Source organism: Saccharothrix sp. ST-888, from assembly GCF_000955975.1.
In the GTDB taxonomy this organism is placed as follows: Bacteria; Actinomycetota; Actinomycetes; order Streptomycetales; family Streptomycetaceae; genus Kitasatospora.
Window position 1 is genome coordinate 57,965 of the sequence record NZ_JYJF01000016.1, and the last position, 19,602, is coordinate 77,566.

Below are 19,602 nucleotides of genomic sequence, written 5' to 3' on the forward strand. Positions count from 1 at the left end.
CCAGCGCACGGGTGCAGCGCGGACGCCACCGACTGTAGCCGCTGCTGATCACTGCGCGGCGGTCCGGATTCCACCGTTCCTGTAGCCGCCCCCTGAGCTGGGCCGTCCGTTCACCTTCCCGTCACCGGACTCCGGCGTACTTACCGACGTCGGGGAAGAGTTGCCTAGCCAACTTGACCTTGAGTCCTCCGACACCTCCCCACCGCTCATCCCCCAGCTTGCCTCTCCCCCTCCCTGTCAGGAGAACTTTCCGTGACGTTGCACCGTGCCCGTGCCGCCGCCTTCGCGGCTGTGCTGACTGCCGCCGCGCTCTCCCTCACCGCCTGTGGGTCGGCCGGTTCGACCGCCGCGAAGTCCGGCGAGGCCGCGCAGCCGGGTGGCAAGGCCGCCAAGGACGCCACCTCCGCCGCCGACTTCGGCGGGATGGACGCCCTGGTCGCCGCCGCCAAGAAGGAGGGCAAGCTGCACGTCATCACGCTGCCCAAGGACTGGGCGAACTACGGCAAGCTGATGGACGGCTTCAAGGCCAAGTACGGGATCGACATCGAGGACGAGAACCCGGACGGCTCCAGCCAGGACGAGATCAACGCGATCTCCTCCCGCAAGAGCCAGGACCGCGCCCCCGACGTGGTCGACCTGGGCAGCGCCTTCGCGATCAGCGCCGGCAGCCAGGGCCTGCTCGCCCCGTACAAGGTCGCCGACTTCGACAAGATCCCGGCCACCATGAAGGACGCCAACGGCCTGTCCTACAACGACTACGGCGGCTACATGTCGATCGGCTGCGACGCCAAGAAGGTCAGTGCCTGCCCGCAGACCTTCGCCGACCTGCTGAAGCCCGACTACAAGGGCATGGTCGCGCTGAACGGCAACCCGACCAAGGCCGGTGCCGCCTTCGGCGCGGTGTACGCCGCCTCGCTCGCCAACGGCGGTTCGCTGGACAACATCCAGCCGGGCATCGACTTCTTCGGCAAGCTGAAGCAGGCCGGCAACTTCAACCCGGTCGAGGTGACCCCGGCGACGATCGAGAAGGGCGAGACCCCGATCACCGTCGACTGGTCCTACCTGAACGCGGGTTACACCGACAAGTTCAAGGACAAGGGCATCGACTGGAAGGTCGCCATCCCCGCGGACGGCTCCTACGCCCAGTACTACAACCAGGCGGTCAACAAGTGGGCCCCGCACCCGGCCGCCGCGCGGCTGTGGGAGGAGTACCTCTACAGCGCCGAGGGCCAGAACGGCTTCCTGGGCGGCTACGCCAGCCCGGTCCTGTTCGACGCCATGAAGACCGCCGGCACCCTGGACAGCGCGGCCGCCGCCAAGCTTCCGCCGGTCACCAAGCCGTTCACCACCTTCCCGACCCAGGCGCAGACGGACGCGGCCAAGAAGACCGTGACCGAGAACTGGTCCAAGGCGATCGCGGGCTGACCTGACCATGACTACGGCTCCCACCCCGGTGCCGACCCCCGCCGCCGCCGATCTCGGCGGCGGCGCGGGGGCCCCCGGCACCGCTACCCCCGAATCCCGGGCCGCCAGCTCGGCCCCCCGCCCGGCCCGCCGCAGCCGTGGCGGCAGCCGCGCGTGGCTGGCCGCCCTCCCGCTGCTGCTGTTCTTCGTGGTCGGCTTCGGTCTGCCGACCGTCGCGATCACCATCGGCGCGTTCACCACCTCGACCGACTCCCCCGACGGCGGTGGCACGTTCACCACCGCCAACCTCACCGACTCGCTCCAGGGTGCCTACTGGACGGCGCTGTTCGGCAGCATCAAGCTCTCGCTGCTGACCGCGCTGATCGGCACCGTGGTCGGCCTGCCGCTGGCGCAGGCGGTGCTCACCTCCCGGTTCCGGATGTTCCGCGAGGCGGTGCTCTCGGGCTCCGGCGTGCTGGCCAACTTCGGCGGTGTGCCGCTGGCCTTCATGTTCGTCGCCACGCTCGGCAACTCCGGCGAGGTGACCCAGAAGCTCGGCCTCACCAAGCACGGCTGGAACCTCTACACCTTCTCCGGCCTCTCGGTGGTCTACCTGTACTTCCTGGTACCGCTGATGATCCTCACCATCACCCCGGCCCTGGAGGGTCTGCGGGTGCAGTGGCGCGAGGCCGCCTCCAACAACGGCGCGACCGTGCTCCAGTACTGGCGGCACGTCGCACTGCCGGTGCTGCTGCCCTCGCTGCTCGGCGGGTTCGTGCTGCTCTTCGGCGCCTCCTTCGCCGCCTACGCCACCGCCGAGGCCATGGTCGGCAGTTCGGTACCGCTGATCTCGATGCAGATCGGCGACGCGCTCTCCGGCAACGTGCTGGTCGGCCAGGGCAACCTGGCGCTGGCGCTCGGCCTCGACATGATCGTGGTCGCCTGCCTGGTGATGGCGATCTACCTGCCCCTTCAGCGCCGGAGTGCCAAGTGGCTAGCCTGATCTCGAAAATCCGCTTCGGACGCGGCCTGGTGCTGCTCGTCTGCGGTGTCTACTTCGCGGTGCCGATGGCCGCCTCGGTGATCTTCAGCATCGACGACTCCAAGGGCGGCACCACCTTCCGGGCGTACACCGACCTGCTGAACGCCCCCGGCTTCATGGACAGCCTCACCCTGAGCCTGGAACTCGCCGGGGTCACCGTGGCGGTCCTGCTGCTCCTGCTGGTGCCCGCGCTGCTCGCCGCCCGGCTCGGCGCGCCGAAGCTGCGCCCGGTGATCGAGGTGATCTGCTCGCTGCCGCTGGTCGTCCCGGTGGTCGCGCTCACCACCGGCATCGTCGGCGTCCTGCGCTGGGGCCCGGACTACCTGTCCGACACCCCGCTGTTCCAGACCATCGTGGCCATCCAGGACCCGAGCTTCCCGATCGTCCTGGTGATCGCCTACGTGCTGATGGCCCTGCCCTTCGCCTACCGGGCGCTGGACGCCGGACTGCGCGGCGTGGACGTCGTCACCCTGGTCGAGGCCGCCCGCAACTGCGGTGCCGGCTGGGCGCGCGCGGTGTTCACCGTGGTCCTGCCCAACCTGCGCAGCGCGCTGCTGAACGCCGCCGTGCTCACCGTCGCCCTGGTGCTCGGCGAGTTCACCACCGCCTCGATCCTCGGTTTCGCCCCCTTCTCGGTGTGGATCAGCTCCAACGGCAAGAGCGACGGCCAGATGTCGGTCGCGGTCTCGATCCTGAGCCTGCTGATCGTCTGGGTCGTGCTGCTGCTGATGTCCGCCGTCGGCCGCGGCCGCAAGTCCGCGCGTTCCTGACCCGCCCCACGTCATTTCCAGGAGTCACCCCCCATGAGCACGGTTACCGCCCCCGCCTCCGGTGCGTCTGTCGTCACCGGCGGCGCGACCGTCGAATTCCGTTCGCTGCGCCGCCGGTTCGGGGCCACCACCGCCCTGGACGGCCTCGACCTGACCGTCCGCCCCGGCGAACTGCTCGCCCTGCTCGGACCGTCCGGCTGCGGCAAGACCACCGCGCTGCGGATCCTGGCCGGGTTCGAGACCCACGACTCCGGCGAGGTGCTGGTCGACGGCGAGGACATCACCCGGATCCCCGCGCACAAGCGCGACGCGGGCATGGTGTTCCAGTCCTACAGCCTCTTCCCGCACCTGACCGCGCTCGACAACGTCGCCTTCGGCATGCGGATGCGCGGCACCTCCAAGACCGAGCGCCGCAACCGCGCCCAGGAACTGCTGGAGCTGGTCGGCCTGCCGCAGCGCGCCGGGCACTACCCGCACCAGATGTCCGGCGGCCAGCAGCAGCGTGTCGCGCTCGCCCGCGCCCTGGCGCTGAAGCCGCGCGTCCTGCTGCTGGACGAGCCGCTCTCGGCACTGGACGCCAAGGTCCGGCTCAGCCTGCGCGAGGAGATCCGCCGCCTGCAGCAGGAGCTCGGCATCACCACCCTGTTCGTCACCCACGACCAGGAGGAGGCGCTGTCGATGGCCGACCGCGTCGCCGTCCTGCGCGCGGGCCGCCTGGAGCAGTGCAGCACCCCCTCCGAGCTCTACGCCCGTCCGGCCACCGCCTTCGTCGCCGAGTTCGTCGGCACCATGAGCCGCATCCCGGGCGAGCGCTCCGGCGACGGCGTCGAGGTGCTCGGCCGCCGCCACGAGGTGGACGGCGAGCTCCCCGCCGACGGCGCGCTGGACGTCCTGGTCCGCCCGGAGAACGTCGGTCTGGTCCCGACCGCGAACGGACGGGCACTGGTGGTGTCCGCGTCCTTCCTCGGCAGTGTCACCCGGCTCACCGTCCGGCTCGCCGACGGCACCGAGATCAAGTCCGACCTGCCCACCGAGGCGGCGGCCGCGCTGCCGGTCGGCAGCACCGCGGAGGTCACGCTGCCGGAGCGCCCGGTCCTGGTCGACCGGCGGGTTGCCACTGCCTGACATCTCGTCAACCGTCACGTCTCATGAACACCGAAGGTACCGCCATGCCTGACTCCCCCGTCCCGCCCGGCCCCGCCGCCGTCCTGTTCGACATGGACGGCACCCTGGTCGACACCGAGCACCTCTGGTGGCAGGCCGCCGCCGAGCTCGCCGCCGAGCTGAAGGTCACCCTGACCGACGACGACCTGCCCGAGGTACTCGGCCGCCCGGTCGAGCACACCGCCGCCCACCTGCACCGCACCAGCGGCACCGACCGGGCCGAGGCCGAACTCGCCGCACGGCTCAACGAGTCCTTCAGCAGCAAGGTCGCCGCCGAGGTCGTCCCGCGGCCGGGCGCCCTGGCGCTGCTGACCGAGCTGCGGGACGCGGCCGTGCCCACCGCGCTGGTCTCCGCCTCGCCGCGCCGGGTGGTCGACCTGGTGCTCTCCTCGCTCGGCAGCCAGTGGTTCACCATCACCCTGGCCGCCGAGGACACCGAGCGCACCAAGCCCGACCCGGCCCCCTACCTCGCCGCCGCCGACCGGCTCGGCCTCGACCCGGCCGCCTGCGTCGCCGTCGAGGACACCCCGACCGGCGTCGCCTCCGCGCACGCGGCGGGCTGCAACGTCCTGGCGGTACCGTCCGCCGTGCCGATCGCGGCCGCCGAGCGGATAACCCTGCTGGAGAGCCTGGAGCAGGCCGACCTCGCCCTGCTCGGCCGGCTCGCCGCCGGGCCGGCCGCCGCGCCCGCCGAGCAGCACCCGGCCTGATGCCGTACCTGCTGCTCGCCCTCGCCATCACCAGTGAGGTCTGCGCCACCAGCTGCCTCAAGCTGACCGAGGGCTTCACCAAGCTCTGGCCCAGCATCGGCGTCGGCATCGGCTACGCGCTGTCCTTCCTGCTGCTGGGCCGGGCCCTGAAACACATCCCGGTCTCCATCGCGTACGCGGTCTGGTCCGGTGCGGGCACCGCCGCCGTCGCGGCCATCGGCATCGTCGCCTTCGGCGAACAGCTGGGCCGCGCCCAGTGGTTGGGCATCGCCCTGATCATCATCGGGGTCGTGGTGCTCAACCTGCGCGGGAGCCACTGAGGCGGGAGCCACTGAGAGGGCCCGCCGGCCGGCGGAGCATCTGGACACTGCCCGAGGGGCGCGGGGAACCTGCGCGCACGGTTCGCAGCTCGACTGCGGACCTGCCGCCAGGTTCCCCGCGCCCCTTTTCGACTTCCCCTCCGGAATGCTCCGCACAAGGAGTAGTCAGACGATAACATTTGGTAGCCGACCGACTTCTCCTGGCATCCCCTTGATGAACGGAGTCTCCATGCGTCATCGCGTCATCCGCCTCGCCGTCGTGGCCACGGCCACCTTCGGGCTTGCGGCGACCACCGCGTCCGGCACCTATGCCGACCACGCAGCGAAGCAGTGCAAGGAGGGCTACTTCTGCCTGTGGGAGGGGCCGCACCAGACCGGTCGACTGCTCTTCGCCGAGGATGCGCAGGTGACGCAGGAGGGCTTCCAGTTCCCCGACCAGGACGGCATCGAGCCGCCCATCTACCCGCAGTCGGCCCGCAACCCGCTGCCCGACGACTTCGGCTGCATCGTCCGCCTCAACGACCTGCCGCAGTTCGAGGGCGACGAGCAGGAGGTCTCCGACTTCGGCGACCACGAGCTGGACGGCAGCCGGGTGGGCTCGCTCACCTCCGACTGCGGCTGATCCCCGACCGCGAACCGGCCGCCGGGGCGGGCGAGAAGGCATCCCGCCCGCCCCGGCGGCCGTGCGCCGGTGTCAGCAGTCCTTGAACGACGAGCAGAGCGGGGACTCCAGCGCCTTGAGGACCTCCGCGTCCGCGGGCGCCGACCACGGGTGCGCCGGGTGGTCCGACCAGAGGGCCAGCTCGGTCACCGTGCGGCCGGTCAGGGACAGGTACTGGTGCAGGGTGTAGGAGCCGCCGCTCGTCTCAGGGACGGTGACGGTCGCGGCCAGGTTGCTGTTCCCGTTGTCGCCGCCGGTGCCGGTCACCTTCACCTGCGCGCCCTTCGTGCTCCGGCCGCAGGCGTTCAGCTCGTCCGACAGCCCCTGGAAGAGCGCGTTCGCCAGCTGCGCTCCGCCGCTGCTGGTCCCGGGGAAGTGGACGACCGTCTGCTGGACCTGCCAGTCCGCGTAGTCCTGGCCGGGGGCGGCGAGGTGCGACCGCGCCGCGGGCCCCTTCCAGTCGGCGAGGTCGTTCGAGGGGTCGCGGGCCGACATGCAGAGCTGCTCGAACTCGAACTTCGGGTTGTTCACGGCCTGCGCCGCCCCGGCCAGGGCGCCCCAGTGGTACTGGGCGGCCATCGGGATGCCGTTCGAGGCCGTCCACGCCGAAGCCGGCACGCCGGTGGCCGGGTTGGCACCGGCGGTCGCGGGCGCGGACGGTGCGGGCTTGGCGGCCCCGGACGGCGACGCCGCCGGGGAGTCGGCCGCACTCTTGGCCGGTGCCGGAGCCGCGACGGACGAACCGGACGCCGGGGCCGGGTCGTCGGCGGGACCGCAGGCGGTCAGCGAGCCGAGGGCGGCGAGCAGTACGGCGGCGGCGGTGAGGGTGGTGGAGCGGGACACGGGGATGACTCTTCCTCGGGTGTGTGTCGGAGAACTCGGGAGGGTGCGGCAACGCCGGTGCCGGTACCGGGCGGCGGCGTTGCCGCGCGGGACCGTCAGTAGCCCTTCGCCGGCCGGTCGGGGTCGGCCTGCTGGACCTTGGCGGCGAGGTTCGAGCCGTCGGGCGACACGTGGTACCTGCTCATGACGTAGTTCATGGACGCGGCGCAGTTGGCGACCGGGTCGTAGATGTCGGTCGACGTCCCGGGCTGGTGGTACGCGGCGAAGGTGCTCGGTATGCACTGCCAGCCACCGCGGGAGCACTCGGCGGGCGCGCCGTCCGCCATCCTCGCCCCATGGGCGTTGGTGTCCCAGGTGTTGACCTGCGAGTGCGGCGCGTTGTAGGTGGACTCGCGCGAGGCGATGGTGAGCATGCCGCGTATCCAGTTGGCCCGCGCCTGCGGGTCGGTGATGCCCATCTTGTCCAGCGCCTGGTTGATGTAGTCCTCGGTGGCCGCCTTGCCGCTCTTGAAGGTTCCGGCGCCGCCGTAGGTCACGTCCGAGACCGGGATCTTGCTGGCGGTGCTCACGTGGCCGTCCGCGGTTCCGTGGCCGCCGTCGTCACCGCCGTCACCGCCGCCCGAGCCGCCGTCGTGACCGCCCGAGCCACCGCCGTGGCCGCCACCGTGACCGCCGGAACCGCCGCCGTGGCCCCCGGTTCCCCCGGGAGACGGCTGCGGCTTCGGGGGCGCGGGCGGCGGAGTCGGGTGCTGCTGCCGCTTGAGGTCTTCCTCGATCTTCTTCTCGGCCGCCTCGTACTCGGCCTTGACCGCCTTCATCCGCGCCGCGCCCTCGGCGATCTGCTTGGTCAGCCGCTCCTTGTCGGCCTGCAGCTTCTTGGTCGCGGCCTCGATCTGCTTCACGTCGTCGAGCACCTGGAAGGCGATCCCGAAGCCCGGGATGCCGGCGAAGGCGCTCGACGCCAGGTCGACCGCCGTCGCCCTGGCCAGCGTCTGCGTGATCTGCCCGAGCTGCTGGTTCAGCTGCTCCATCCGCTCACTGACCGAGCGCCAGTCCTGCTCGATCTTGGCGAGTTCCTGCATCTGATAGCCGAACTGGTCGTTTGCCATGTCAGGCCGATACCCCCGTAGATTCTTCCGTGCGGTGCTGGAGAGAGTCCGCGGACTCAGTAGGCGTTCGCCAGGCGGTCGACCGACGTGCCCAGCGAGGCCAGGTCGTCGGCGACCGTGTTCATCTCACCCACCCGCCCCTGCGCGTAGCCGACGAAGGCGTCGGACGCCGGACCGTGCCAGGTGAGCCGCCCCAGGGCGCCGCTGATCTCCTTGGACAGCCCGTCCATCTGCTTGCTCAGCCCGGACAGTTCGTTCGCTATCTTGTGCAGGTCCGCCTCGCCGCCGCCGAACATCTGGGTCAGCGCCCAGTGCGCGATCTCCGCCGGTGCCATGACGATGTCCTCGCCGACCTTGACGACGTCACCGGCCAGGTCCTTGGCATCGCTCCAGGCGTCTCCGAGGAAACTCATCCCAACTCCCCCATACTTTGTTCGCTGATACCGCGTCAAGAGGCTAGCGGACCGAAAACCGCTTCGGGGAGACCCTCGCACGCCCCGGAACATACCGGCCTGCGGCCGAGTTCCGCATTCTCCCGACCGGCCGTCATGCCCTGTTCATGCGAAGTCCGCCACGCTTAGAGTGAATGGGGTCAGTTGTACAGCCAACTCGACTCAGCCGCGCCGGTGTTGGCGCGGCGGACAGGATCTCCGTGGCGACTGGATCCACCCTCGCCCTCAGCACGCCGACGAGCCCGACCGAAGGCGACAAGCTCACCTTCCACTGGACCACCGACGCTTCCGACCCCAAGAACTGGGTCGGGATCTACGACGGCACCCGGCAGCCGGGCACCGGCTCCTCACTGCTGTGGAAGTACACGGCCGGGGACTCCGGCGACGTCCAGCTGGACGCCTCGGCGCTGACCGGCGGGCCCTACACCGCGTACCTGCTGGCCAAGGACGGCTACGGAATCCTGGCCCAGACGGCTCCGTTCAGCTTCAAGCCGAAGCCGGCGCCGGTCCGCGGCCACCTGGCGGTGGACGCGCTGACGGCCGGTCGGGTGGCACCGGGCGCGGCGGTCAGCGTGAAGCTGAGCGGCCTGTGGATGCACGGCACGGGTACGGTCACCTACCGCCGCACCGGCGGGGACTCCTGGCTGGCCGTCGGTGCGGACGGCACCGTCACCGGCACCGCGCCGAAGAGCGCCCCCGCCCACCCCGGCATCATCACGGTCGAGGTGAAGGACGGCTCCGGTTCGGTGGACACCGTCACCGTGCAGGTGCCGGTCCGGGCCGCCGCCGCCCCGCTGCGGCTCAAGGTGGCCAGCTGGAACCTGTGGGACGCGGGTACGCACGTCACCGACGGCGTGGAGAAGCAGCTGCGCACGATCCTCAGCCAGGGCCTGGACGTGCTGGCGCTCCAGGAGACCGCCGGCACGGCGGCCCAGTCGCTGGCCACCGCACTCGGCTGGTACGCGTACCAGAGCGCGGGCAGCCTCGGCATTCTCAGCCGCTACCCGCTGACCGCCGTCACCGGCACCACCGCCGCGCTGCCCGCCGCCGCCGTCACCGTCCAGCTCCCGGGGGCTCGCACCGTACGGCTGTGGGCCGCGCACCTGGACGAGGCGAACTACGGCCCGTACGCGGTGCAGGACGGCGCGAGCGCCGCCCAGGTCGAGACGGCGGAGGCGGCCTCCACCCGGGGGCAGCAGGCGAAGGCGCTGGCCGCGGCGGTCAAGGCGGACATCGCGGCCCGCACCCCGGTGATCCTGGCCGCCGAGCTCTCCTCCCCCTCGCACCTGGACTGGACGGCGGCGACCGCCGCCTCGCACGGCGGGGTCGGCCCGCTCAACTGGCCGGTCACGGTGGCACTCCAGGCCGCCGGGCTGACCGACGCCCACCGCGCCGCCCACCCCGACCCGGCGGCCTCGCCCGGCAACACCTGGTCGCCGGTCCGCAAGGTGCGCGGCAGCAAGGCGGAACCGCAGGACCGGATCGACCAGGTCCAGTACGCGGGCCGGCTCGCCCTGGTCGAGGCCCACACCCTGGCCGTCGGCTGGCCGCAGGCCGACCCGGGCACCACCGCCAACGAGTGGCCGTCCGACACCGCCGCCGCCGTCGCCACCTTCACCCTCTGAGAGGCCAGCCATGACCCAGTTCAGCCGCCGCACCTTCGTCGGCGCCACCGCGGCCGCGGGCGCAGCCGCCCTGGCCGGCCTGCCGTCGGCAGCCTCCGCCGCCGCCTCGCGCGCCTCGCACAGCGTCAAGGACGTGAAGCACGTGGTGATCCTGATGCAGGAGAACCGCAGCTTCGACCACTACTTCGGCACGCTGAACGGCGTCCGGGGCTTCGGCGACCGGCAGGCGCTGCAGTTCCCGGACGGCGGCAACGTGTTCCGCCAGCCGGACGCCGGGCGCAGCGACGGCGGGGTGATGCTGCCGTACCGGATGGACACCACCAAGTACAACGCGCAGAACGCCGGCGGGCTCGCCCACGACTGGGCCACCGGCCACCAGGCGATCAACAACGGCGCGATGAACAAGTGGATCGCCGCCAAGGGCGAGCGCACCATGGGGTACTTCACCCGCGCCGACATCCCCTACCAGTACGCCCTGGCCGACGCCTTCACGCTCTGCGACGCGTACTTCTGCTCGCTCGCCGGTCCGACCGACCCCAACCGGCTCTACCTCTGGACGGGTACCTCGGGCCCCGGCCGCGACGGCACGACCGGCCCGTGGATCGACAACACCCCGGTCACCAACAACCCGGTGGCGGACTGGACCACCTATGCCGAGCGGCTCCAGTCCGCCGGGGTGAGCTGGCGGGTCTACCACAACCCGAGCGAGGACGAGCGGACCGGCGACTACGACGACAACGCGCTGTCGTACTTCAAGCAGTTCCACAACTTCCCCGCCACCGACCCGCGTTACATCAACGCGATGACCAAGTGGGACCTCACCGCCTTCGACCAGCACTGCAAGGACGGCTCGCTGCCGACCGTCTCCTGGCTGGTGGCGCCGTACCTGTTCTGCGAACACCCCAACGCCAGCCCGGACTACGGCGCGCACTGGGTCAACACCGCACTCCAGTCGCTGATGTCCAACCCGGACGTGTGGCAGCACACGGTGTTCCTGGTGATGTACGACGAGAACGACGGCTACTTCGACCACGTCGTCCCGCCGACCCCCGAGCCGGGCACCCCGGAGGAGTACACCCAGGGGCGGGCGATCGGGCTCGGCAACCGGGTGCCGCTGTGGGTGGCGTCGCCGTGGTCGCGCGGCGGCTGGGTCAACTCGCAGGTGTTCGACCACACCTCGGTGCTGCGCTTCCTGGAGGTGGTGACCGGCGTCCAGGAGCCCAACATCTCCGCCTGGCGCCGGTCCGTCTGCGGCGACCTGACCAGCTGCTTCGACTTCAGCAAGCCCGACTACTCGATCCCGGCGCTGCCGGACACCGTCGCGCTGATGGCCAAGGCGGACGCGGGCGCCTCGCTCCCGGCGGTCGTGCTGCCCGCGACCGGCACCCAGGCGCTGCCCGCCCAGGAGTCGGGCACCCGTCCGCACCGCAAGCTGCCGTACCGGCCGTCCGCCGACGCGGTGGTCGACCGCTCGACCGGGACCGTCACCTGCACCCTCACCAACTCCGGTTCGGTGGCGTTCCCCTACACCGTCTACCCCAACATCGTGTACGCCTTCGCGGGCACCCCGTACACGGTCGCCCCCGGCGCGACCGGCAGCTACACCTGGGACGCGACCGCCACCGACGGCCGCTACGACTTCACCGTGCACGGCCCGGACGGCTTCGTCCGCCGCTTCGCGGGCAGCGTCGTCCGGGCGGACCAGGAGGACATAGCCGTCCCCTCGGTCAAGGCCACCCTGACCAACTCCGGCCTCGCGCTCCACCTCGTCAACGACGGGTGCACGGAGGTCTCCTTCACCGCCGCCCCGAACGACTTCGCGGGCACCGCCCGGACCGTCTGGGTCGCCGCCAAGTCCCACGCCACCATCAACTGGCCGCTGGACAAGGGCCGTTACGACGTCACGGTGACCGCAGCCACCGGCACCCGCTTCACCCGCCGCTACGCCGGCACCCTGCACTGACCACGCACCTTCGGCGGGGGGCCGGGCTCACGTCCGGCCCCCTCCGAAGGAACCCCGCCCAGGACCGGCCCCGCCATATCGGCGGAGGCCGGTCCTGGCGCAACGGGCCACCTGGTGGTGAGCTCCGCCGGCCCCGTGGCCCCGGCCGGTCGATCTTCCCCGTTGACAGCCAGCCACCGGGTGGCTGTAATGGTCCGCGTGTCGCGTGACGCCGGCCGAAGAGCAGTGGGCCGGCCGGCAGTCGGGCGAACACCCGTACCAAGGATCACGCCTTGAGTTCACACCTCAGTTCATCCTTCGCACCCTGCGGCTGACGTAAGCGCCTCCGCGCGCCGTCCCCTGCCCCGTGCCGTGCCCGGCACCGCCGTGCGACTCAGTGCCCCGTGCCGCCGTCCGCGGCTGCGTGTGCCCGACGGATGTCCGTCTCCGGCGAGGGACCGCGTGCGGCCGATGCGCGCCACGCGCCGCTCCGCCGTCCACCGTCACCGCCGTCACCGCAGCCACTGCCGTCAATGCAGTCACCGCGGACGCATGCCTATCTGGAGACCCGACACCGTATGCCCACGTCCTTCAACCAGCACGTCATCGAGGAGTTCCGAGCCAACGGCGGAAAGGTCGGCGGCCCCTTCGAGGGCGGCGACCTGCTCCTGCTGACCACCACCGGCGCCAGAACCGGCGCGCCGCACACCACGCCCCTCGGCTATGTCCGCCAGGTCCCCGACGGCGACCTGCTGCTCGTCATCGGCTCCAACCTCGGAGCGCCCAGCCACCCCGACTGGTACCACAACCTGCTCGCCCATCCCGCGGTGCGGGTGGAGACCGGGACCGAGGTGTTCGATGCGATCGCGGTCCCCGCCGAGGGGGCCCGGCGCGACCGGCTGTTCCGGCACGCGGTGAGCGTGGCCCCCGGATACGCCGACTACCAGGCCCGCACCACCCGGGTCCTGCCGGTCGTCGTGCTGGAACGCCCCGACCCTGGGACGGACACGCAGCCGCGCGTGGTCGCCACGCTCGCCGACAAGGTCCTGGAGATCCACACCTGGCTGCGTTCGCAGCTGCGGCACGTGCGCGCCGAAGCCGACGCCCATCTCACCGCGCGGGCGGCCCACCAGGGGCCCGGCGAACCACCGCCGCCTGGCCTCGGACTGCAGATCCGGCAGCACTGCCTGGCGTTCTGCGACACCCTGACGTTCCACCACACCGGTGAGGACGTGCACATCTTCCCCACGCTCGCGGATCACCACCCCCACCTGCGCGATGTCCTCGACCGGCTCCGCGACGAACACCTCGCGGTCGGCCGGATCAAGGAGGAACTGCTGCTCCTGCTGGCCGACATCACCACCACCGATCCCCGGCACTTCCGCACCGAACTGGACCGGATGTCCGAACAGCTGACAGCGCATCTCGACTACGAGGAGGAGTGGCTGCTCCCCGTCCTGGCGCAGGTCCCGTTCCCCCCGGCCCCGCCGGTCCAACCCCGGTGACCGGCAGGATCCTTGACGGATTCGGTAGGTTCGGATCATGAGTGGACGCAGAGCGGACGGCAGCGCGGGAGACGCGGACTACGGCACGATCGGCACCGGCTACACCGACTACCGGCAGCCTGACCGGCGCATCGCGGCGGTCATCGCCGAGGCCCTGGGCGACGCCCGGACGGTGGTCAACGTCGGTGCCGGGGCCGGATCGTACGAGTCCACCACCCTGCGGGTGACAGCCGTGGAGCCGTCGGCGTCCATGCGCGACCAGCGGCCGGCCCACCTGCCGCCCGCCGTGGACGCCGTGGCCGAGCACCTGCCGTTCGCCGACGGCGAGTTCGACGCCGCGATGACCACCTTCAGCGTGCACCAGTGGAGCGACGTCAAGGCCGGCCTGCGGGAGATGCGGCGGGTGGCGCGCGGTCCCGTCCTCGTCCTCACCTGCGACCCGGCGCTCGTGCGGGACTTCTGGCTCCACGAGTACGCCCCGCTCGTCCTGGACACCGAAGCGCGGCGCTATCCGACGGTCCAGGACATCACCGAGGCGCTCGGGGGCCACGTCACGGTCCGGCCCGTCCCGATCCCGGCCGACTGCACCGACGGCTTCAACGAGGCGTACTACGCCCGCCCCGAGCGCCTGCTCGACCCCGGCGCCCGCCAGGCGTGCTCGGCGTGGAGCTTCGTCGATCCGGCGCTGAGCGAGCAGTACACCGATCTGCTCCGCCGCGACCTGCTCAGCGGCGCCTGGGACGAACGGCACGGCCACCTGCGCCGGCAGCCCCACCTCAACGGTTCGCTCGTCCTCGTGCGCGCGGTCCCGGCGTAGCGGAGAGCCCCTGGTGCCACCCGTACAAGGACTTGTCAGACACCTTGTCGGTGACGGCTCCGTGTGCCGGGGCCGGTCCGCAGGAATACTGGGCGTATGAGCGAAGGCCAGCAGCGAACCAGGTCCGTGGCATTCAAGATGCCATGCCCGTACTGCGCCGACGGGGTGCGCTACCGGGTGCGCATCGGCGTGCGCGGCACCACCACCGGGAGCGGGACGGTGCCGGAGACCTGTCAGTGGTGCATCGGGCGCGGCTGGCTGCCGATGAACGGCAGAGTCTGGCGGGACTGGCCGCAGCACGACTGACCGGGCCACCCGACCGGAACGCCCACCCCCGGACCGGTCCGCCGTGCGCAGGCACGGCGGACCGGACGGTTCGAACGGCCTCAGCCCGCCAGCAGCGCGGGCAGCTCCGCGATCGAGCCGAGCACGTGGGTGGCGCCGTCGGCGCGCAGACGGTCCTCGCGGTGGGCACCGGTCAGCACACCGGCCACCACGCTCGCGCCCGAGCGCACGCCGGTCAGCATGTCGTACCCGGTGTCGCCGACCACCGCGAGCTGCCGGACGGAGTCGGTCCGGGTGCGCAGCAGCGCGGTGAGCGCCAGGTCGGGGTACGGGCGTCCGCGGCCGGCCTCGGCGGGGCAGAGGGTGAGGTCGGCGATGTCCTGCCAGCCGAGGGCGGTGAGGATGCGGTCCTGGGTGGCCCGGGAGAAGCCGGTGGTGAGCACGACCGAGCGGCCGCTGGAACGGAGTTGTCCGATCGCCTCGGCGGCGCCGGGGAGCGCGGCGCAGCGCCCGGCGTCGATCAGGTCGTGGTAGGCGGCCTCGAAGGCGACGTTGGCGCGCTGTGCGCGCTCCTCGTCCTCGAACAGGTGGCGGAACACGGAGATCTTGGACTCGCCCATGGTGGCCCGGACGTAGTCGAGCATCTGCTGGTGGCGCTCGCTGCCGGCCTCGACGCCGAGCTTGTCGGCGGCGGCCAGGAACGCCTGCTCGACCAGACCGTCGTCGGCGACGGTGGTGCCGGCCATGTCCAGGACGACGAGCCGAATGTCAGTAGTGGTCATCACAAGTGCCTTTACAGGTTGCAGAGTTGGGCGGTGGTCTCGGCGATCGCCGGGGAGCAGGTCATACCGCGGCCACCCGGTCCGGTGACCAGCCAGACGCCGTCCCTGACCTGCTCGCGGTGGACGACCCTGGTGGTGTCGACGGTCTGCGCGTACACCCCGGCCCAGCGGCGGCGGATGCGCGGCAGCGGCCGGCCGAGCAACTCCTCGGCCACGGCGGACAGGTGCTCGTACGGGTCCTCGACCACGTCGAAGCCGAACGGCTGGTCGTACTCGTGGGTGTCGCCGATGGTCAGGCCGCCGTCCTTGCGCTGGACCATCAGTAGCTGCATCTTGTGCTCGGCGGCGACCGGCGGCTGCGGCTGGACGGCCTTGAGCCGGTCGAGGGCGCTGCCCGCGAAGGCCGGGTAGTAGCGGAAGCTGTCGCCGTCGGCCACCGAGGTGGTGAGCGGTTCGTCCAGCGGGTCGGTCTGCATCATCTGCAGCCGCACCCGGCGGACGGGCAGTTCGGGTGCCAGCTCCCGCACCAGGCCGCCGAGCCAGGCGCCGGTGCAGAGGATGACCAGGTCGCCCTGGTGCACCTGGCCGTGGTCGTCGCGCACCGCGTTCTCACCGATCACCTCACGGACCTCGCGTCCGGGCAGGAAGGTGTAGCGGCCGGTCGCCTCCAGCGCCGCGCGCAGCGCGGGCTGGGCCAGGCGGGGTTCGACGGCGGCGTCCCTGGGGCACCACAGGGCGCCGAGGTACTTGCCGCGCAGCACGGGGTTCTTGGCCTGCGCCTCGGCGGCGTCGAGCAGGCGGTAGCCGCGCTCCTCGGCGTCCGGCAGCGTCAGCGCCTGCTCCGCGACGGCCAGTTCGGCCTCGGTGCGGACCATGGTGAGCGAGCCGTTGGGGCGGAAGTGCAGGCCGGGGACCCGCTCGCCGATCCCGGCCCACAGGTCGCGGGCGCGCTGGGCGACCGCCAGCTCCTCACCGGCGGCCCGGCCGCTGACCCAGACCAGGCCGAAGTTGCGTACCGAGGCGCCGCGCGCCTCGCTCTCGCGCTCCAGGTGGACGACCTCGTGGCCGCGCTCCACGGCCTGCCAGGCGTGCATGGTGCCGAGCACGCCTGCTCCTACGACAACGATTCTCATGCGGACAGCCTTGGGCGCCGAAGTGTCGGCGAGGTGTTCTCCCGACTGCGGGGAGATGAACCGATCGCAAGAGTTGTACATACAACGCAGCCTAAGTTGTACAGCCAACTTCCCGCCAGGGGCTGCCGGCGAGACCTCAGCCGCGCAGCACGGCCGCCCGCAGGTAGTTGCGCCGGCCGAAGTGCGGTTCGTCCACGGCCGTCAGCTCCTCCACCTGGAACCGGTACAGCGCCGCCGCCCCGGCGCCGGTGAGGAACTGCTGCCGCACCTCCGGGTCCTCGGCGAAGGCCGGGTACCGCCGCCGGTACGCCGCCAGCGCCGCCTCGGCCTGCCGCCCCCACGCCTCGCCCGCACTGCCCGTCAGCTGGACGCCGCGCAGCTGCTCGCCGAAGACCGGCGGGGGCAGGAACACGGTGGCCGCGGCGCGCGCCTCCTCCGCCAGGTACCGGCTGTGCCGGGTGGAGCGCTCGCTGACGAAGTACAGCACCAGGTCCTCGTCGTGGGCGAAGAACGCGAGGTTGGCGTGCGGGCCGAACTCCGGGGCCGCGGTGGCGAGGGTGAGGACCATGCTCTCGGCCAGCAGCCCCTCGACCCCCTTGGCGAACTCCCCGGCGGGCCAGTCGCCCTGGGTGATCTCGAGTCGGTATGCCATCGGACATCCCCCTCCGCCGGGCCGCTCGCCACCCACCACCGAGGGGGCGGGAACGACTGAGCCGGGCAAGGGTTCTCCCTTGCCCGGCTCACCATGCTGTCCCTGCGCGACACCCGGCACAAGGGTCCTGCGGAGCTGGACCGAGCGGTGCCGGACCCGCGCGGGCGGGGCCGCTCTCGGCGGCAGCCGGGCACCCGAGGGTCCGGCCGATCGGTCAGTAGCGGTGCTGCCAGTCCATCGCCGGGACCGCCCGCCCGGCGCCCAGGACGGGGGCCAGCGGGCCGCTGCGCAGCCGGTCCACCAGCGGCGCCAGCCGGCCCGCCAGCAGCGCGAGCGGAATGCCGGCCACGATGCCGACCAGTGCGCCCACCGCGACGTCGTGCGGGTAGTGCACGCCGACCCAGACCCGCGAGGCGGCCATCAGGGCGGCGAAGACCATGGCGACCCAGCCGAGTCGGCGGTAGGCGAAGAGCAGCGCGGTGGCGGCGGCGAAGGCGATCACCGAGTGGTTGCTCGGGAAGGACCAGTCACCGGCGACCGGGCAGGTCTCCAGGGTGACGCTGGTGGGCATCTGCTGACAGGGGCGGTTCTCCTGGACCAGGCTCTTCAGCCCGGAGTTCACCGCGTAGGCCGCGATCACGATCAGCGGCGAGGCCAGCACCCTGGCCATCACCGCGGAGTCGTCGGAGCGCGCCTTCCACCAGCCGTAGACCATGAAGATCGCGAACAGGCCGAGACCGACCGCCGACCAGACCTTGACCAGCTGGTCGAACCAGTTGGGCGACGAGTGCGCCCACCCGATCACCTCGGTGTACAGGCCACCGTCGATGCCGCTGCCGTCGTAGGCCAGAAAGAAGGACGGAGTCACTGGGCAGCACCACCGGATCGTCGGGCTCGCAGGATTTCAAGAACAACTGGGATCACGGAGACAACTACTACCAGACCGATGATCGGCAGCAGATACCGGTCGATACCGGTCACGGACGAGCCGAGCCCGTATCCGGCCAGCACCACGCCGACCGCCCAGACGGCGCCGCCGAGCACCTGCCAGCGGACGAAGACCCCGGCAGGCACGTCGAGCACCCCGCAGAGCGGGTTGAGCACCGTGCGGACGACGGGGATGAAGCGGGCCAGCACGATCGCCTTGCCGTGGCCGTACTTGGCGAGCAGCTCCTCGGCCCGCTCGGCGCCCTGCCGCAGGCTCTTGCGGTTGCTGCGGGCGAGCAGGGCCCGCCCGCCCCGGCGGCCGATGACATAGCCCACCTGGGCGCCGATCAGCGCTCCGGCGACCGCGGCGGGGATCACCTGGACGAGGTGCAGCTGCGGCCCCGAGGTGGCACCGGGCACGCAGAGCAGCCCGGCGGTGAAGAGCAGCGAGTCGCCGGGGAGGAAGAAGCCGACCAGCAGACCGGTCTCGGCGAACAGGATGACGGCGATACCCAGGGCGCCGAAGGCGGAGAGCAGCGACGAGGCGTCGAGCACATTCACCGCGAGATGGGCGGACAACTGGACCAAGGCTGGCGGACCTCCCGTACGTTGGGATGCGGCCCCGCGCGGGGGCGCCCGACTGTCTACAATGACGTAGACAGTCGACAGGACTGTAGACGATAACTCGGAGGGTGTGCGACATGACGGACGGAACGCAGTCGCGTCGCAGTGCCGGAGAACTGGAAGCCCAGGTGCTCGCCGCGCTCTGGTCCGCCGGGCGGCCGCTGACCCCGCAGGACGTCCAGACCGCCCTCGGCGACGGGTTGGCCAGAACCACCATCGCCACCATCCTCGGCAGACTGCACGACAAGGGCACCGTCGAACGCACCAAGGCCGGAAGGGCCTTCGCCTACACCCCCACCGTCGCGGACCAGGCCGGACTCGCCGCCCGCCGGATGCGCAGCGAGCTCGACCGCGGCGACCGCACCACCGTGCTCGCCCGGTTCGTCTCCGACCTCTCCGCCGAGGACGAGCGCCTGCTCCGCGAGCTCCTCGGGGAGACCTCGTGATCGTCGCCGTCTGGGCGCCCCTGCTGCTGCCCTTCCTCGCCGTCCCGCTCGCCCGCCGGGTCGCCGAGGCGCTCAGCCCGCGCCTGGCCGCCTGGGTCCTGGCCGGCACCGCCGTCACCACCGCCGGGGCCACCGCCGTCTCGCTCGGCCTGCTCGCCTTCACCGGGCTGCTGCGCCTGCCGCCCGTCGCCGCCCTCGGCCACCTCGCGCCGCACCGGCTGGCCGACGCCTCCGCCTACCCGGCGGTCGCGGCCGCCCTGCTGCTGGTGGCCGCCTCCACCCTGCTGCTGCGCACCGGGCACCACCAGCTCGCAGACCTGCGCCGCGCGCGCAGCGCCGCGGACGCGGGGCACACCCGCAGCACCACCGGCCACCTGGCCGCGAACGGC

General features: G+C 71.8%; 21 protein-coding genes and 1 pseudogene. 14 read left to right on the plus strand and 8 right to left on the minus strand.

The genetic code is table 11. The features are described 5' to 3' along the window. The first annotated feature begins 252 nt into the window (after window positions 1-252). From UK12_RS08905 to UK12_RS08935, 7 genes are all read left to right on the plus strand, one after another. Complete coding sequence (locus UK12_RS08905; RefSeq protein WP_045301504.1) at window positions 253-1,425, plus strand: ABC transporter substrate-binding protein; 1,173 nt, start codon at window positions 253-255, stop codon at window positions 1,423-1,425. Window positions 1,426-1,432: 7 nt separating this feature from the next. Next, a complete protein-coding gene (locus UK12_RS08910) occupies window positions 1,433-2,407 on the plus strand; it encodes an ABC transporter permease (protein ID WP_045301505.1) in 975 nt (324 codons plus the stop codon). Next, a complete protein-coding gene (locus tag UK12_RS08915) occupies window positions 2,395-3,216 on the plus strand; it encodes an ABC transporter permease (protein WP_197084677.1) in 822 nt (273 codons plus the stop codon). The genes UK12_RS08910 and UK12_RS08915 overlap by 13 nt, the downstream gene beginning before the upstream one ends. 33 nt (window positions 3,217-3,249) lie before the next feature. Continuing rightward, window positions 3,250-4,341 carry an ABC transporter ATP-binding protein gene (locus UK12_RS08920; protein WP_045301507.1) on the plus strand — a complete coding sequence of 364 codons (1,092 nt, stop codon included), beginning with the start codon at window positions 3,250-3,252 and terminating at the stop codon, window positions 4,339-4,341. Window positions 4,342-4,385: 44 nt separating this feature from the next. Then, the gene (locus tag UK12_RS08925; RefSeq protein ID WP_045301509.1) at window positions 4,386-5,090 is read left to right on the plus strand and encodes an HAD family hydrolase; all 705 of its coding nucleotides are present in this window, start codon (window positions 4,386-4,388) and stop codon (window positions 5,088-5,090) included. After that, window positions 5,090-5,410, plus strand: a complete 321-nt coding sequence (locus UK12_RS08930; protein ID WP_045301511.1) for a DMT family transporter — start codon at window positions 5,090-5,092, stop codon at window positions 5,408-5,410. The genes UK12_RS08925 and UK12_RS08930 overlap by 1 nt, the downstream gene beginning before the upstream one ends. Window positions 5,411-5,639: 229 nt before the next feature. Continuing rightward, window positions 5,640-6,032 (plus strand): peptidase inhibitor family I36 protein, encoded by a 393-nt coding sequence (locus tag UK12_RS08935; protein WP_045301513.1) that lies wholly within the window; start codon window positions 5,640-5,642, stop codon window positions 6,030-6,032. 72 nt (window positions 6,033-6,104) lie between these two features. Here UK12_RS08935 and UK12_RS08940 read toward each other — a convergent pair whose 3' ends face one another. The 3 genes from UK12_RS08940 to UK12_RS08950 form a co-directional block, all read right to left on the minus strand. Further along, window positions 6,105-6,914, minus strand: coding sequence for a hypothetical protein (locus UK12_RS08940; RefSeq protein ID WP_045301515.1), 810 nt, complete (start codon window positions 6,912-6,914; stop codon window positions 6,105-6,107). A gap of 95 nt (window positions 6,915-7,009) precedes the next feature. Next, window positions 7,010-8,023 carry a hypothetical protein gene (locus tag UK12_RS41055; RefSeq protein ID WP_052681729.1) on the minus strand — a complete coding sequence of 338 codons (1,014 nt, stop codon included), beginning with the start codon at window positions 8,021-8,023 and terminating at the stop codon, window positions 7,010-7,012. 56 nt (window positions 8,024-8,079) lie between these two features. Then, window positions 8,080-8,436, minus strand: coding sequence for a WXG100 family type VII secretion target (locus UK12_RS08950; RefSeq protein ID WP_045301517.1), 357 nt, complete (start codon window positions 8,434-8,436; stop codon window positions 8,080-8,082). Window positions 8,437-8,675: 239 nt separating this feature from the next. Here UK12_RS08950 and UK12_RS08955 point away from each other — a divergent pair, with 239 nt between their 5' ends. The 5 genes from UK12_RS08955 to UK12_RS08975 all read left to right on the plus strand — a co-directional run bounded on the left by UK12_RS08955 (window position 8,676) and on the right by UK12_RS08975 (window position 14,670). Next, window positions 8,676-10,100, plus strand: a complete 1,425-nt coding sequence (locus UK12_RS08955) for an endonuclease/exonuclease/phosphatase family protein (protein WP_045301518.1) — start codon at window positions 8,676-8,678, stop codon at window positions 10,098-10,100. Between the two features lie 10 nt (window positions 10,101-10,110). Next, on the plus strand, window positions 10,111-12,063 hold the full coding sequence (locus UK12_RS08960) for a phosphocholine-specific phospholipase C (protein WP_045301519.1): 1,953 nt from the start codon (window positions 10,111-10,113) through the stop codon (window positions 12,061-12,063). A 557-nt stretch (window positions 12,064-12,620) separates the two neighbouring features. Beyond that, window positions 12,621-13,547, plus strand: a complete 927-nt coding sequence (locus UK12_RS08965; protein WP_045301520.1) for a nitroreductase/quinone reductase family protein — start codon at window positions 12,621-12,623, stop codon at window positions 13,545-13,547. A 37-nt stretch (window positions 13,548-13,584) separates the two neighbouring features. Further along, complete coding sequence (locus UK12_RS08970; RefSeq protein ID WP_045301521.1) at window positions 13,585-14,364, plus strand: class I SAM-dependent methyltransferase; 780 nt, start codon at window positions 13,585-13,587, stop codon at window positions 14,362-14,364. A 96-nt stretch (window positions 14,365-14,460) separates the two neighbouring features. Then, window positions 14,461-14,670, plus strand: a complete 210-nt coding sequence (locus UK12_RS08975) for a hypothetical protein (RefSeq protein WP_045301522.1) — start codon at window positions 14,461-14,463, stop codon at window positions 14,668-14,670. An 80-nt stretch (window positions 14,671-14,750) separates the two neighbouring features. Here UK12_RS08975 and UK12_RS08980 read toward each other — a convergent pair whose 3' ends face one another. The 5 genes from UK12_RS08980 to UK12_RS09000 all read right to left on the minus strand — a co-directional run bounded on the left by UK12_RS08980 (window position 14,751) and on the right by UK12_RS09000 (window position 18,722). Then, on the minus strand, window positions 14,751-15,431 hold the full coding sequence (locus UK12_RS08980) for a phosphonatase-like hydrolase (protein WP_045301524.1): 681 nt from the start codon (window positions 15,429-15,431) through the stop codon (window positions 14,751-14,753). Window positions 15,432-15,442: 11 nt separating this feature from the next. Further along, the gene (locus tag UK12_RS08985; RefSeq protein ID WP_045301526.1) at window positions 15,443-16,564 is read right to left on the minus strand and encodes a TIGR03364 family FAD-dependent oxidoreductase; all 1,122 of its coding nucleotides are present in this window, start codon (window positions 16,562-16,564) and stop codon (window positions 15,443-15,445) included. A 136-nt stretch (window positions 16,565-16,700) separates the two neighbouring features. Continuing rightward, on the minus strand, window positions 16,701-17,216 hold the full coding sequence (locus tag UK12_RS08990) for a pyridoxamine 5'-phosphate oxidase family protein (RefSeq protein ID WP_045301528.1): 516 nt from the start codon (window positions 17,214-17,216) through the stop codon (window positions 16,701-16,703). Window positions 17,217-17,430: 214 nt separating this feature from the next. Beyond that, on the minus strand, window positions 17,431-18,084 hold the full coding sequence (locus UK12_RS08995) for a phosphatase PAP2 family protein (RefSeq protein ID WP_045301530.1): 654 nt from the start codon (window positions 18,082-18,084) through the stop codon (window positions 17,431-17,433). After that, entirely contained in the window at window positions 18,081-18,722 is a 642-nt protein-coding gene (locus UK12_RS09000; RefSeq protein WP_231591105.1) for a DedA family protein, read from the minus strand. The genes UK12_RS08995 and UK12_RS09000 overlap by 4 nt, the downstream gene beginning before the upstream one ends. Window positions 18,723-18,844: 122 nt before the next feature. On the opposite strand from UK12_RS09000, the gene UK12_RS09005 reads away from it, so the two are divergent. Together UK12_RS09005 and UK12_RS09010 are read left to right on the plus strand one after the other, a co-directional pair. Beyond that, window positions 18,845-19,213: a BlaI/MecI/CopY family transcriptional regulator gene (locus UK12_RS09005; protein ID WP_045301532.1), complete on the plus strand. Its 369-nt coding sequence runs from the start codon at window positions 18,845-18,847 to the stop codon at window positions 19,211-19,213. After that, a pseudogene (locus UK12_RS09010) lies at window positions 19,210-19,602 on the plus strand (hypothetical protein); the annotation flags it as partial. The gene UK12_RS09005 and the pseudogene UK12_RS09010, both read left to right, overlap by 4 nt.